Source organism: Canibacter zhuwentaonis (assembly GCF_018531145.1).
GTDB classification, from domain to species: Bacteria; Actinomycetota; Actinomycetes; order Actinomycetales; family Microbacteriaceae; genus Canibacter; species Canibacter zhuwentaonis.
The window spans coordinates 64847-77838 of record NZ_JAHDSZ010000009.1; the positions used below are offsets into that span (position 1 = coordinate 64847).

Annotated in this window: 11 protein-coding genes and 1 tRNA gene; 2 read left to right on the plus strand and 10 right to left on the minus strand. The window is 48.8% G+C overall.

Annotated features, from left to right (window positions below; genetic code table 11):
• Nucleotides 1-2 precede the first annotated feature (2 nt).
• From ruvC to KJY78_RS04975, 5 genes are all read right to left on the minus strand, one after another.
• Nucleotides 3-629 (minus strand): crossover junction endodeoxyribonuclease RuvC, encoded by a 627-nt coding sequence (gene ruvC / locus KJY78_RS04955; protein WP_214337503.1) that lies wholly within the window; start codon nucleotides 627-629, stop codon nucleotides 3-5.
• A gap of 24 nt (nucleotides 630-653) precedes the next feature.
• Nucleotides 654-1418: a YebC/PmpR family DNA-binding transcriptional regulator gene (locus KJY78_RS04960; RefSeq protein ID WP_214337504.1), complete on the minus strand. Its 765-nt coding sequence runs from the start codon at nucleotides 1416-1418 to the stop codon at nucleotides 654-656.
• Nucleotides 1419-1475: 57 nt separating this feature from the next.
• Nucleotides 1476-1997, minus strand: coding sequence for an HIT family protein (locus tag KJY78_RS04965; RefSeq protein ID WP_348771201.1), 522 nt, complete (start codon nucleotides 1995-1997; stop codon nucleotides 1476-1478).
• Nucleotides 1998-2149: 152 nt separating this feature from the next.
• Nucleotides 2150-4060 (minus strand): threonine--tRNA ligase, encoded by a 1911-nt coding sequence (gene thrS / locus KJY78_RS04970; protein WP_214337516.1) that lies wholly within the window; start codon nucleotides 4058-4060, stop codon nucleotides 2150-2152.
• 348 nt (nucleotides 4061-4408) lie between these two features.
• Complete coding sequence (locus tag KJY78_RS04975; protein ID WP_214337505.1) at nucleotides 4409-4885, minus strand: Dps family protein; 477 nt, start codon at nucleotides 4883-4885, stop codon at nucleotides 4409-4411.
• A gap of 376 nt (nucleotides 4886-5261) precedes the next feature.
• Here KJY78_RS04975 and KJY78_RS04980 point away from each other — a divergent pair, with 376 nt between their 5' ends.
• Entirely contained in the window at nucleotides 5262-6002 is a 741-nt protein-coding gene (locus tag KJY78_RS04980; RefSeq protein WP_214337506.1) for a DUF5067 domain-containing protein, read from the plus strand.
• A 178-nt stretch (nucleotides 6003-6180) separates the two neighbouring features.
• Here KJY78_RS04980 and KJY78_RS06805 read toward each other — a convergent pair whose 3' ends face one another.
• Together KJY78_RS06805 and KJY78_RS04990 are read right to left on the minus strand one after the other, a co-directional pair.
• Nucleotides 6181-8055 (minus strand): hypothetical protein, encoded by a 1875-nt coding sequence (locus KJY78_RS06805; RefSeq protein WP_214337507.1) that lies wholly within the window; start codon nucleotides 8053-8055, stop codon nucleotides 6181-6183.
• 143 nt (nucleotides 8056-8198) lie between these two features.
• Nucleotides 8199-9329, minus strand: coding sequence for a hypothetical protein (locus KJY78_RS04990; protein ID WP_214337508.1), 1131 nt, complete (start codon nucleotides 9327-9329; stop codon nucleotides 8199-8201).
• Between the two features lie 244 nt (nucleotides 9330-9573).
• Between KJY78_RS04990 and KJY78_RS04995 the strand changes: the two genes are divergently transcribed.
• Nucleotides 9574-9647: transfer RNA gene (locus tag KJY78_RS04995), tRNA-Gly, on the plus strand.
• 68 nt (nucleotides 9648-9715) lie between these two features.
• Here the strand turns inward: KJY78_RS04995 and KJY78_RS05000 are convergent.
• From KJY78_RS05000 to KJY78_RS05010, 3 genes are all read right to left on the minus strand, one after another.
• Nucleotides 9716-10420: a hypothetical protein gene (locus KJY78_RS05000; RefSeq protein WP_214337509.1), complete on the minus strand. Its 705-nt coding sequence runs from the start codon at nucleotides 10418-10420 to the stop codon at nucleotides 9716-9718.
• Nucleotides 10421-10422: 2 nt separating this feature from the next.
• Nucleotides 10423-11787 carry a MurT ligase domain-containing protein gene (locus KJY78_RS05005; protein ID WP_214337510.1) on the minus strand — a complete coding sequence of 455 codons (1365 nt, stop codon included), beginning with the start codon at nucleotides 11785-11787 and terminating at the stop codon, nucleotides 10423-10425.
• An 86-nt stretch (nucleotides 11788-11873) separates the two neighbouring features.
• A partial coding sequence (locus KJY78_RS05010) for a restriction endonuclease subunit S (protein WP_214337511.1) occupies nucleotides 11874-12992 on the minus strand: 1119 nt, incomplete at its 5' end.

Sequence of the window (12992 nt, forward strand, 5' to 3'; positions counted from 1 at the left end):
CTCTAGCGGCGGATACCACCCCTGCGGCGACCAGTTTTTTGTTCCGCCTCACGCCAGGCGCGCTGCGCCGCGGTGAGCGCGCTCGCGGGTTTCGGAGTCACCCGCAAATTCTGGTTTATTCCAGCTGCTGCGCTCTGTGATCCACCGCCGCGCGCTAAAAACCAGGCGTGCGTGATTGCGAGCGCGAGCGCATCCGCCGCGTCCGCCGGTTTTGGCGGGGTCTGCAGCCCCAGGATTTTCGTAACCATCGCGATTATTTGCGATTTTTCTGCGGCTCCGTACCCTGTGACCTGCAGTTTCACTTCGTTTGGGGTGTACATTTTCACCGGAATACCGCGCTTTGCGGCCGCGTATAAAACAATCCCAGAAATCTGCGCAACACCCATAACCGACGGCAGATTCTCCTGCGCAAAAACCCGCTCAATCGCGATATCGGCGGGCTTTTCTGGCCCGTCAAGCAGGCGTTCAATCGCGCTCCCGAGCTGCAATAACCGTTGCTCTAGCGGATCTTCAACCGCCGAGCGCAGCACCTCAACGTGTAAAAACTCAAGCCGCCGTGCGGATTTAACCTCGATTAAGCCGACACCGCAGCGAGTAAGCCCCGGATCGATTCCTAAAACAACCCTCATAGTGACGCTTTGAAACGCGTAAACCTACTCGTCAGCAACAAGCTCAGCCTGCACCTCAGCTGTTAGATCAAAGTTAGAGTACACGTTTTGCACATCGTCGCTGTCTTCTAGCGCGTCAATTAGTTTAAACACTCTGCGCGCGGTGTCAGCGTCGATTTCAACTTTAAGCCCGGCAACGAACTCAACCTCTGCGGAGTCGTAGTCAATTCCAGCAGCAATAAGCGCCTGCCTGCCAGCTTCAACGTCGTTAGGCTCGGTGATAACCTCAAAGGACTCACCGTTTGGTGTTGGTGAGACATCCTCTGCACCGACCTCAAGCACCGCGTTTAAAACGTCATCTTCTGTTGTGCCCTCTTGCGGCACCGTAATAACTCCCTTACGCGCGAAGTTGTAAGCAACGCTGCCAGGATCGGCCATATTGCCGCCGTTGCGGCTAACAGCGGTGCGCACCTCTGTTGCCGCGCGGTTGCGATTGTCAGTGAGGCACTCGATCAGCAGCGCTACCCCGTTTGGGCCGTAGCCCTCGTACATAATAGTTTCGTAGTTAACTGTGTCGCCGGCTAGACCCGCGCCGCGCTTAATAGCACGCTCAATATTATCGTTTGGCACAGACTGCTTTTTAGCCTTATGCACCGCCAGCTCAAGCCCCGGGTTGCCTTCTAAGTCAGCACCGCCGGCGCGAGCTGCAACCTCAATATTTTTCGTGAGTTTAGCAAACGCTTTTGCGCGTTTTGCGTCGAGCGCAGCTTTTTTATGTTTTGTTGTTGCCCACTTGGAATGTCCTGACACTGTGCACCTCGTTCTAATAAATCAAAAACTGTTTCCCACTATTTTAGTGTTTGCATCTTAGATTTTAGACCAGGCATCAGATATTTTCTCTCTTGTTTGCGCTAACAGCTCGGGCAAAGCTTTGGTACGACCAATGATCGGCAGGAAATTAGCATCCCCACGCCACCGCGGCACAATATGCTGGTGCAGGTGCGCGGCAACGCCCGCGCCAGCAACTTCACCTTGATTCATTCCGATGTTAAAACCGTGACACCCTGAGACACTCCGTAAAACCCGCATGGCCTGCTGTGTGAGGGTCGCAATTTCTGCCGTTTCTGCCCGGTTAGCCTCGTCGTACCCGGCAATGTGCCGGTACGGGCAAACCAGCAGGTGCCCGCCGTTATACGGGTACAGGTTGAGCAGCGCAAAGGCGTATGCACCGCGGTGCACAATCAGTGCCCGCTCGTCGGCAAGCTGCGGCGCGGCGCAAAACGGACAGTCATCAGCCCCCGCCTGCGTGTGATCAGCAATATACGCCATGCGATGCGGCACCCACAACCTTGAAAACCCGTCAGGCGCGCCCGCCGCAAAATCCGCCACGGATTCAGGTGTAACCCCCGCCCCGGGCGTCTCTGCTGCCGCTGCCCTAGTCACCTGTGACACCGACTTTACCGCCTGCTGATACACCGGTTCAGCTGCCACTCCCGCCGCCTCAGCACTAAACCCCGTCCCTGGTTTGATCGCGCTACCTGCTACTCGCTCCACGCCGTATTAACCTGCTCATGGCTCGCAATAGCGTCCAGAATACGCCGCACAGCAGCAGCAACCGGCAGCCCGTTTAGCTGAGATCCGTCACGGAAACGGAAGCTAACCGCGCCGGCCGCCATATCGTCAGCACCAGCAATAAGCTGGAAAGGCACCTTAGCTTTAGTGTGGGTGCGGATCTTCTTCGGCATCCGGTCGTCGCTGTTGTCAAGCTCAGCACGTACACCCCGGCTGCGCAGCTGCTCAATAACATCGTTAAGATAGGGCGCAAACTCTGCCGCAACCGGAACTCCAACAACCTGTGTCGGCGCTAACCAAACAGGGAAAGCACCCGCATAATGCTCAAGCAAAATACCAAAAAAGCGCTCAATCGAGCCGAGCAGAGCGCGGTGGATCATAATCGGGCGTTTCCGACTGCCGTCAGCGGCGGCATACTCAAGCTCAAACAGTTCCGGCTGATTAAAATCAAGCTGCACAGTGCTCAGCTGCCAGGTGCGCCCGATCGCGTCATACGCCTGCACCGAGATTTTCGGCCCGTAGAACGCAGCTCCGCCCGGGTCCGCAACCAGCTCAAGCCCTGATTCAACAGCAATTTGCTGCAGCATAGCCTCCGCAGTCTGCCACTGTTCGTCACTTCCAACGCTTTTTTCTGCGTCGCGAGTAGACAGCTCAAGATAGAAATCTGCTAGCCCGTAACCGCGCAGGGTTTCAAAAATAAACTCCAGCTGACTTTTGATTTCAGCGCTTACCTGCTCTGCGGTGACATAAATATGTGCGTCATCCTGGGTCATACCGCGCACCCTTGTAAGCCCGGCAAGCGTACCACTTTTTTCGTACCTGTACACCGTGCCAAATTCCGCAAGCCGCAGCGGCAGCTCACGATAGCTGCGCGCGCGCGCCCTAAAGATAAGGTTATGGAAAGGGCAGTTCATGGGTTTTAAATAGTAATCTTGCCCCGGTTTAACAACTTTTTCACCGTCGATTACCGCGTCAAGGTGCATCGCCGGGAACATCCCGTCTTTATACCAGTTAAGGTGCTGGCTGGTTTCAAACAGTTGTCCCTTGGTGATGTGCGGCGTGTTTACCAGCTCGTACCCCGCCGCCAACAGCTGCTTACGCAGGTAGTTTTCCATCTCGTTGCGTACAATGCCACCCTTCGGGTGGAAAACAGCCAGCCCCGAACCGATTTCCTCAGGGAAACTGAACAAATCCAGCTCCGTGCCGAGCTTCCGATGGTCGCGCTTTGCAGCCTCTTCAAGCCTGGTCTGATAGGTGCGCAATTCCTCTTTGCTTGGCCATGCAGTGCCATAAATGCGCTGCAGCTGCGGATTCTTTTCACTGCCGCGCCAGTATGCTGCGGCACTACGCATGAGAGCCCAGCCGTTGCCGATAAGCTTCGTGTTTGGCAGATGCGGGCCACGGCAGAGATCTTGCCAGTAAACCTCGCCGGTTTTAGCGTCGATATTTTGGTAGATGGTTAGCTCTGAGCCGCCAACCTCAACGTTTTCACCGTTGTCGCCGCCACCTTTTAAGCCAATCAGCTCTAGCTTGTAGGGCTCCGTTGCAAGCTCTTCACGCGCCTGCTCTTCTGTTACAACACGACGCACAAAGCGCTGCCCCTGCTTAATGATTTTCTGCATTTGCACGGCAATAGCTTTAAGATATTCAGGAGTGAAAGGCTCTGCCGGATCAAAATCGTAATAAAAACCGTCTTGAATTGGCGGGCCTATCCCCAGCTTTGCCTCAGGGTTAATATTCTGCACGGCCTGCGCGAGCACGTGAGCTGCGCTGTGCCGCAGAATATCTAGCCCGTCAGGAGAATCGAGAGTTACCGGCTCTACCGTGTCATGCTCTGTGAGCGGATGAGCAAGGTCTTTTAATTCACCATTAACACGCATCGCAATAACACTGCGATCACTGAAGCGAGCAAAGCCGTCTGCCACCGTAAACTCCTTGATTCCAAAATTATGTAGATTTTAATTCTACATTCACCCGCGATATATCGCACAAAACCCGCCACCCTGTGGAAAAGTGGCGGGTTTTGTCCAACAGTGAAGAACGACTACGTGCTGCTGCCTGCGCGCTCGCAATAAGCTATCCGGGCGGCTAAATCCGCCACGAGCACGCACAAACTCGCCACGAGCACGCCGAAAAACCTGTCAAGCGCCCGCACAGACTCATCACAAGCCCGCCAAAAAACTCGCTACGAGCACGTTCCTAACCAGCAAGGGTTTGCTAACCCCTGTTTACGACCCGATATGCGCGTACAAGAACCAGCGGTCCTGCTCCAACTGCTGCTGAATCGCAATTGCAATATCCTGCGAAACAGGATCAATCTCGTCAAGCTCCTTAACAGCCTCCCGCACAGAACCGAGCGCCGCATCAAACTGCTCCAGCATATCCGCCACAATCTGCTCGTACTGCTGGAAACCCTCAGCGGGCACCGGATTCGTTGCCTTCTGCGCAACCGTTGTTAAGCGCGCATCAATGGGCAAACCGAGCGCCACAACCCGCTCGGCAGCGGTGTCGTAAGCCTCCCGAGCATGATCTGCTACGGTGTCAAGGAACTCATGCAAACTCACAAAATTAACCCCGCGCAAATGCCAGTGCGCCTGCTTCGCATTCACCGAAAGCGCGATCAAATCCCGCACAACAGGAGTCAAAAACTGCGCAACTCCAGTCGCTAAATCCGGTGAAGCCGTTAATGTTTTATTCTGTGCCATTTTAATCTCCTCACAGCTGGTTTACAATTATGTTTTAAGAGTAATACCCGCCCGCGCGATTATCTAGTAAGTTATGCCTAACTGTGCAACATCTGAAGAATTACGGGCTGTGGAAAGCGGATCCGCACCCACAGCTCAACACCTCAACATCCCCGCAGCACAACACCTCAATTGAAATGACCTCATCGTTACATACTCACTCAGACAGTGTTCTTACTTCCCCCGCGCAGTGAAAAATGCTATACTTAGCGTAGCCCTACACTTTGAGGGTCTTTTCAACCTTGAGAGGATAAAAATATGAGTACCCCCCCCCCCATCCGTAGTTCCTGAGAGCGGTGTTTCACCAACGTATAACAATGTAACTACTCACAAGTCAATGACCGCTTCTGGAATCGCTGGTCTCATCCTTGGCATTCTTGCGCTAGTCACCAGTTGGATTCCGATAATTAATAATTTCGCTTTCTTCCTTGGCGCAATTGCCCTGATCCTCGGCATTGTTGCTTTTATTGCCACTAAACCACAAGGGAAGCGTCAAGGCAGAGGTCTTGCTATCGCGACTGTTGTCGTGGCTGTTTTGAGCATCGCGATTACCCTTGGTACACAGTATTTATTTTCTAAAGCATTGGACTTACAGTCCTCTGTTTCTGCGCCAAGCACCTCAGCTCAATCAGATAAGGCGGAATCTGCTCCTGCTGAAAAACCAGCCGACACTGCAGCAAAGACTGATTCCGACGGTAAGGATGATGAAGGTGATGTTGCTGACGGCAAGTACCACATCAAGATTACTTCCGTTACTAAGTCAGTTGCTAACTATAATTCAAAGCCCACTGTCGCTGTGGGGCTGGAAGTAACAAATAATCAGAAGGACAAAGAATCCAATATTTTTGATTACAACGTGCAGGCCTTTCAAAATGGTGTTGAGTTAGAAACTGCCGTCTATCTCAACGAAAAACCTGAAGGTTACGAAGCTGCCGACATACTGAAAAAAATTCAGCCGGGCGGGACATTGAACTATGTGAGAGGTTATGTGCTCTCAGATGAAACTTCACCGGTGACTGTGAAGGTTTCGGGGACATTCTCTGACGGTGAAATCTCCAAGGAATTCTCCTTGCAGTAGCAGCTGTCCACATAAACTTCCGTGTTTTCACTTTCTTGGAAACACGGAAGTTTTTTATATATATCCCCTCGCAGGTGATGCGCGTATCGACACCTCAACCACCTCAGGTTATACGAAAAGCGCCCGACCAGACAAATTATGCCCGACCAGGCACCCCTCCTGTTATAACAGCGAGCCGCTAGCTGTTTTCACGCCTGCGAGACGCAGCAACAACGCCACCAACAAGCGTGATTCCAGAAGCAGCAACAAAAATAGCTGTCAGATCCGCCCCGCCGGTGTGCGGCAGCGTTTTCCTCTGATCGCCCTTCTTATCAGCAGCATCAGACCCAGCTCTAGCCTTCAACTCATCTAAAACAGCCTGCGCACGCTCCAAACCAGCACGCGCCTGCGCAAGCTCAGCTTCAGCAGCAGCCAACTTCCGCTTCGCCTCCAAATACTCCGGCGTTGTAGCAGCAGCGAGCTGTGCTGTAGCATCCTGCACCACAGCAGCGGTCTTTAGCGCCTCGCTATAGGCTGACAACAAGAAATCTGGCAGCGTGTAACCTGCGGGATCATCCAACCAGGCGCGAACAGCCGGCAGCGCCTGCGCATTCGCAAGATACGCAGTAGCGGCAGCAAGAGCCATTTCAGCTTTCTGCTGCTCGATGGTTAGCGTGGCGACAGTATTATCCGCCGCCTCTAGCGCTACTGTAGCTTCTGCTAGAGTACGCTCAATAACAGCTTTAGAAATCAAAGCAGCATCCAACGCAGCCTGAGCCTCTTGCAAAGGCTGCAACACATCAGCAGCCTGCTTAGCAACCCGAGCAGCAGCATCAGCAGCCGCTAAAGCCTGACCGTGTGCCGCTGTTTTTTCAGTAACAGTAGCAGCAGCACCATCAACAACCTTTCGGGCAGCATCCTGCTGATCTGCTAGCATACGTGCTGTAGCTTCAGCCGCCGCCTGCACCTTTTGCGCGGCAGTTAAAGCAGCCTGCGCAGCCTCAATAGCAGCCTGCGCTTTTTCAAGCGCCTTCTGAGGATCCTGTTTAATAGCTGTAACAGCATCAAAACCCCGCTGCTTCTCATCACGCTTCTCGGTTGCTGCCTGCAGAACCTCCTCCGCGACTGCCACCTCCGCGTCCGCTTCAGTTTTCACTTTCTGCAACGGTGCGAGAGCTGTCTGCGCGCTGCTTACAGCCTGAGACGCTGCAGTGTGTGCTGCCTGCTGTTTGCGCTGTTCTGCCTCGGCAGCCTTACGCTCAGCAACAGCAGCCTCGTAGATGACTTTAGCTTTTTCCATCTCAGCGCGTGCTTTATCAGGATCAACTTTGCTGTTACGCAGATCCTCCAACGCAGCCTCCGTACTAGCCAGATTTTTCTGCGCCTGCGCAACCTCTACAACAGCGGCCTGCAAAACAGTCTTAAGAGCAGGATCACCATTTGCTATTTGCTCGCGCAGATTTTGCATATAGCTGCTCAGGCGATTCCTGTACTCTGCGACGGTGTAAGTTTGTTCCATGTCAGGACGAGTGGTGAAGAGCTGCTGTGTTACTATCTGACCAGAACGATACCCGAAACCCGTGTATTTGAAGTCGGGTTTCATCAGAGACTCGTAGTGTCCCGTTGTGTTTACTTGCCAAGTACCGTATTTCTCTGAAATATTACGATCGTAGCCTACCTTGCCGTGCTTGTCATACAATTTTTTCTCGGCCGCATACCAACCGTCGTAGGCATCATCACTCCACGCAAGGTTTTCACTCGCGGTTCCAAAGTCACGCAAAAACCCCCAGTTGCCCGAGTGACCAAACATGTATGTGCGTGAATAGTTAGCGTTAATTTGAGAAATAGCCATCAGCTGATCGGTCACCATAAGGGCAGCAGAAACAGGGAAATTCTTGTCGCCGGCTTGCCGATACTCGTTGCCTTTATCGATGAAAGTCAGAGCCTTCAACATATTATCAAGCGCAGTCGCATCATCTTTCGCGCCGATGGTTGTGAAATCTATAATCGGTGTTTGGACTTTTTTACCCTGTAGGTTATAGGGAGCTTTATATTTTGTTTTAAATTCATTCACCGCTCTCTCGGACCCGTTGTGTTCGAAGAAACCCACACTGCCTCTATTCCACTTCGCAGTGGCTTCCAGCTTAGACTTTTCCAAAGCAGCCTCAGCAGCCTGTTGCGCAGCCTGCTTCTGCTGCAACACAGTCTTCGCCGCGTTTACACGAGCCTCAGCGTCACGAATCTTAGATTCTGGAACACCCCCCCCCTGACTTCCTGATCACTAGCAGCAACAGCCGCCTTATAAACCTCATTCGCAGCCTTATAAGTCTCATCCGCTGCCTTCTCAGCGACCTTCTTATCCGCCACAACCTTGCTAGCTTTTTCGAGCTTTTCCTGCTCAACAGCAGCACGAGCCTGCGCCTGTTCAACAACCTTATTCTGCGCAACAACCGTAGCAGCAGCAACCTCCTGGGTAGCACGCTTCTGCTTGACAACCTCAGCAGCAGCTGCGTGCTTCGTCTGCGCCTCATCCAAGGCTTTTTTCGCCTCACTCAAAGCAGAATCAGAACTAATAACAGCCTCAACATCAGCTTTCGACTGCTTAGCGGCCTCTAAATCTGCTGTTTTTGCAGCAGCTGCAACAGCAGCATCCGCCACCTTAGCATTAGCAGCTTCACGCGCTGCAGTAGCCTTTACAAGAGCCGCGTCAGCTACCGATTTTGCTTTCTTAGCATCATCAAGCTCTTTCGCTTTAGCCTGAGCCAGCTCAGTCGCGTTATCTGCAGCATTCTGAGTTGTTTCTGCATTATTTTCTGCCGCCTCTAAAACCTTTGGATCAGGCGCTGCCGCTTGTGCTCGAACAACCCGCTGCGCTGCCCGCGCCACAGCGTTCTGCGCAGCCTGATGCTCCTGCAAAGCAGTTTTAGCTTCTTCCTTAGCCGCAGCAAGTTTCTCGTGCGCTGCAGTAGCAGCAGTCTGCGCTTCAGCTAGCCCTGCCTCGGCTTTTTTCAACTCATTAGAAAGGGCAGTCTCAGCGTTTACCAGCGCTTTATCAGCATCCGTCTGAGCCGTTTTCAAAGCCTTCTCAACCTTCTCATACGCTGCAACAGCATCGGCAGTCTCAGCAGTTACCGCAGCAAGCAGAGACTCAGCTTTTGCAACAGCAGCCTGCGCCCTATCAACGGCTGCTTGGGCTTGCTCAACTGTTAAAATCGGATCCTCGTTTTGCGAGGTAATAGGGGTAACAGTGTTTGCTGAAATAGCCGCAGCAATGCCTGTCGGCGCAAGTATGCTGGCGGCAATACCCAGAGCAAGTAACGTTTGCGGGGCACGTGGCGAATATAGCATGAGACCTCTTTTATTGTTGGTAATTTTGATTAGACATACGTAAAAAATAAAATTATCACGAAAAAATAAAGATGTCAAATTATGTTTGTGTGCCGACTTGCCTTACCGTCTACAATGTTGCATCTCTCGAACAGGCTATCTTTTGCATCTAAAACGCTGCAGATGCGTAGATTACAGCCCCAAAATATGGACATTTTCATTTTTAGAGAAACTATAGTAACATTATCTACTGTTGCAAAACACTGCGGGTGTAGCTTAATGGTAGAGCCTTGGTCTTCCAAACCAATGACGCGGGTTCGATTCCCGTCACCCGCTCCAACCAAACGTCACGCTGGATTCAAAAGACCCCCGTGAGGCTGTGTGTTTTATGTTTAAATGCTAGTGTTTTAGTGTATCCCGCACTTCTTCCACAAACGGGAACGCTGCTTATGTGCGGCGTATGCGTCTGCTTCAAAAGGCAAACTATCGTCGCAATCAAACCTTTTTAACAGCAGCTTAGCTACTTCAGGGTTGTACATAAACACGTTTCCCAATGCTTCTATAAGGAAAGCATTTTTGTATCTGTATCCTCCCCTTTTAGTTTCTTTATTAAACCCAAAACCGCTTTTCACATCGTAAATATAGTTGCTAGTGTTTCCGTAATACTGGCTAAACCCCATGCTCATAGCAAGCACCTCTGTGTTTTTATACTCTAAAACCGCAAGCTCCGCATAGCGATCATCTAAATCTCTGATTGTTGTGTAGTCAAATAGGTTTAAAGTTTCTTTTTCTTCTTTTTTGCCCAAACCCTGCTCTGTTAGAAATTTCCCCAGTATGTCTAGGGCGTTATTAAACGCAATAAAATGCACTCCGGCACCTATTAGCTCTCGCAGCTTTGCCGCATAGGGTTTTAGCCTGCCGCATACCACCTCTAGGTGTCTCTCTGAGATCGGTTCTATAATGATTAAATCAACGTGATTATCAGCAAAATACGGTTTGTCGTTTAGCTGTGTATGCACAAACTTTGCGTCTTTGAACATCTGCCTTAGATATTCCGTGTTGCCTTTTTCCCCGTATATAAATAATTCCTGGTATAAAACTTCCACTATCATTATTATCCCTCCTTATTTATGTGCTCGGCGATAAGGTTTATCACCCTTTCGGCCTGTGCCCGGTTTATGTCCTCAATATCGTGCAGCACGTATATGGATGTTTCATCCGTTACATATTTGGCTATTTCTGCTTCGCTTTCAGCTATCTTTATATTCTCTCTGTCCACTCCCGCTAGTTGCAGCGGAATCAGGAAATCTGCTGCGACCACGCTTTTAAAAACTATCTTTGTTTTGCCGTCTTTTAACACGTCAAAATCTATGTCGCTAATCCACCCGGGGGTTCTTTCTTGCAGATAATTACCCATCTCTAGATTGTCAAACAGGTAGACGATCATTTTTTTATCGTTAGATTTAGAAATAGTGTCAAAAACCCTAGAGTTAGCTACGGGGTTATAGCCTTTGGCTACAATTCTTGTTATTTTTCTGCCCTTAACGTTTTTACTGTCAAATCTTGATTTATCGACTTTTGTTTTCACCATTACGCTATATATTTCTTCGTAAGTGCGCCCGTGTTCTCTTAGTGTTGCGTACATTGCAATTTGGTTGTAGACAACCTCGATTATAGGCTCTATCACCGGCAAAACGTATTGAATGCCGGCTTCTTCTATGATAATTTCGTTTTTGACGGCGTCGTAAGCTTTAACTAAATATTTTGCTTTGGGTGTTGTAAAGCCTGATTTTTCACAACGATACTCCCCTATGTGGTGGTATCTGTTAAACTCCCACACTATTTTTTCGTGACAGTCCAGGCAATAAGTGAAATCATTGATCCTAGATTTTCTTTCTTCCTCGTTGAAAATGTTGTTAACAGCAAAATAAACTCTCTCGTTTTCAGGTTTAATAGTGCTTGAAATTGGATCGTTTGCGTTCAGGATCAGTTTTGCACTGTCTGGAATTCCCGCTTGCAACCTATTAAACACGTAAAAAATATTGGCGTTTCGCTCATAAGAGTCTTGAAACAGGTTAGTGATTGTTATTGTTGTTGGCTCAAACTCTGACAGGATACGCGCAGCCCACAGTTCGTCAATTTCTAAAACCGCAAATTCTTTTTTATTTTTCCCGGTGATTGAGAGGTTATCTATTAGGCTTGTGGCTATGCCGTAGTAGGTGTTTGAGCCGAGCCTATTGCTGCCATAAGAAATATTCTTATGTTTCATAAAATCCGCTATTAAGTTAGTGGTTGTTGTTTTCCCGTTGGTGCCCATTACGGCTATTCTTTTTTCGGGTTTTTCTATATTTTTAATTATCTGGCTGTCTACAAGCTTTGCGAGCTTCCCTGGATAGTGGGTTCCTTTTCTTTTTAACAACTGCAGCGCAATTTTGCTTGATTTGGAAACGAGAACTCCCAGTGCAGGTTTAAGCGCCATTTCATTCCTCCCGGTCTACAATTCTACCCTTGCTGCAGGCAATTATAGCACCCCCACAGCCCACCCTCTCGTGCTCCCAGAGAGCTTTAACAACCGCCCGTGATCTTTTTTGTTGCCGCTATTTTCCGCTCTGTGTAAAGCACAACATCCTTAATAACAAGCTTTTGAATCGCTACAACCAGAGTGGTTATAAAATCAAAATCAATTTCACCATCTTTCACGGGGAGCTGGATTATATCGTTTTTCAGGGTTTCTTTTCTAGGATACCCATCATATCCACCATAAGATAAATTATTTATTAAAGAACCGAAAAATAGCTTTTGATTTATTGTATAATTTGGCATTTGCATTACCAAAATATTATTTGCTAAAAGAAATCTCCCTTTATGATAAGTTACAGTTCCACTATATACACCTCTAGTTGAAATTGTTAAACTATCACTAAAAATATCTTCACCATTTGGCATATCATCTGTATAATAATTAACTCCGTTGTTAACAGTAATACCACTTATTACTGGTAAGCTGTTTTCTTTTTGTGTATCACACCTTATTTTCCAATTCTTGTTTTTTCCATATATCCAAAGATTATCTACATCAAATAAATCACCAACCCGATACTCGCTCCATTTGATTTTGTGTTCTGAGACCAGTTTTAAGGATGCTTGTTCGTCGTTAGACAGTTCATAATTGTCTAGCCCGCTTGCTTGCAGATAAGCTTCAAGCTCGCTTACATAAGCCGCTTCAAGCTCGCTTACATAAGCCGCTTCAAGCTCGCTTACATAAGCCGCTATAAAATCAAAATCAATTTCACCATCTTTCACAGGAAGCTGGATTATATCGTTTTTCAGGGTTTCTTTTCTAGGATACCCATCATATCCACCATAAGATAAATTATTTATTAAAGAACCGAAAAATAGCTTTTGATTTATTGTATAATTTGGCATTTGCATTACCAAAATATTATTTGCTAAAAGAAATCTCCCTTTATGATAAGTTACAGTTCCACTATATACACCTCTAGTTGAAATTGTTAAACTATCACTAAAAATATCTTCACCATTTGGCATATCATCTGTATAATAATTAACTCCGTTGTTAACAGTAATACCACTTATTACTGGTAAGCTGTTTTCTTTTTGTGTATCACACCTTATTTTCCAATTCTTGTTTTTTCCATATATCCAAAGATTATCTACATCAAA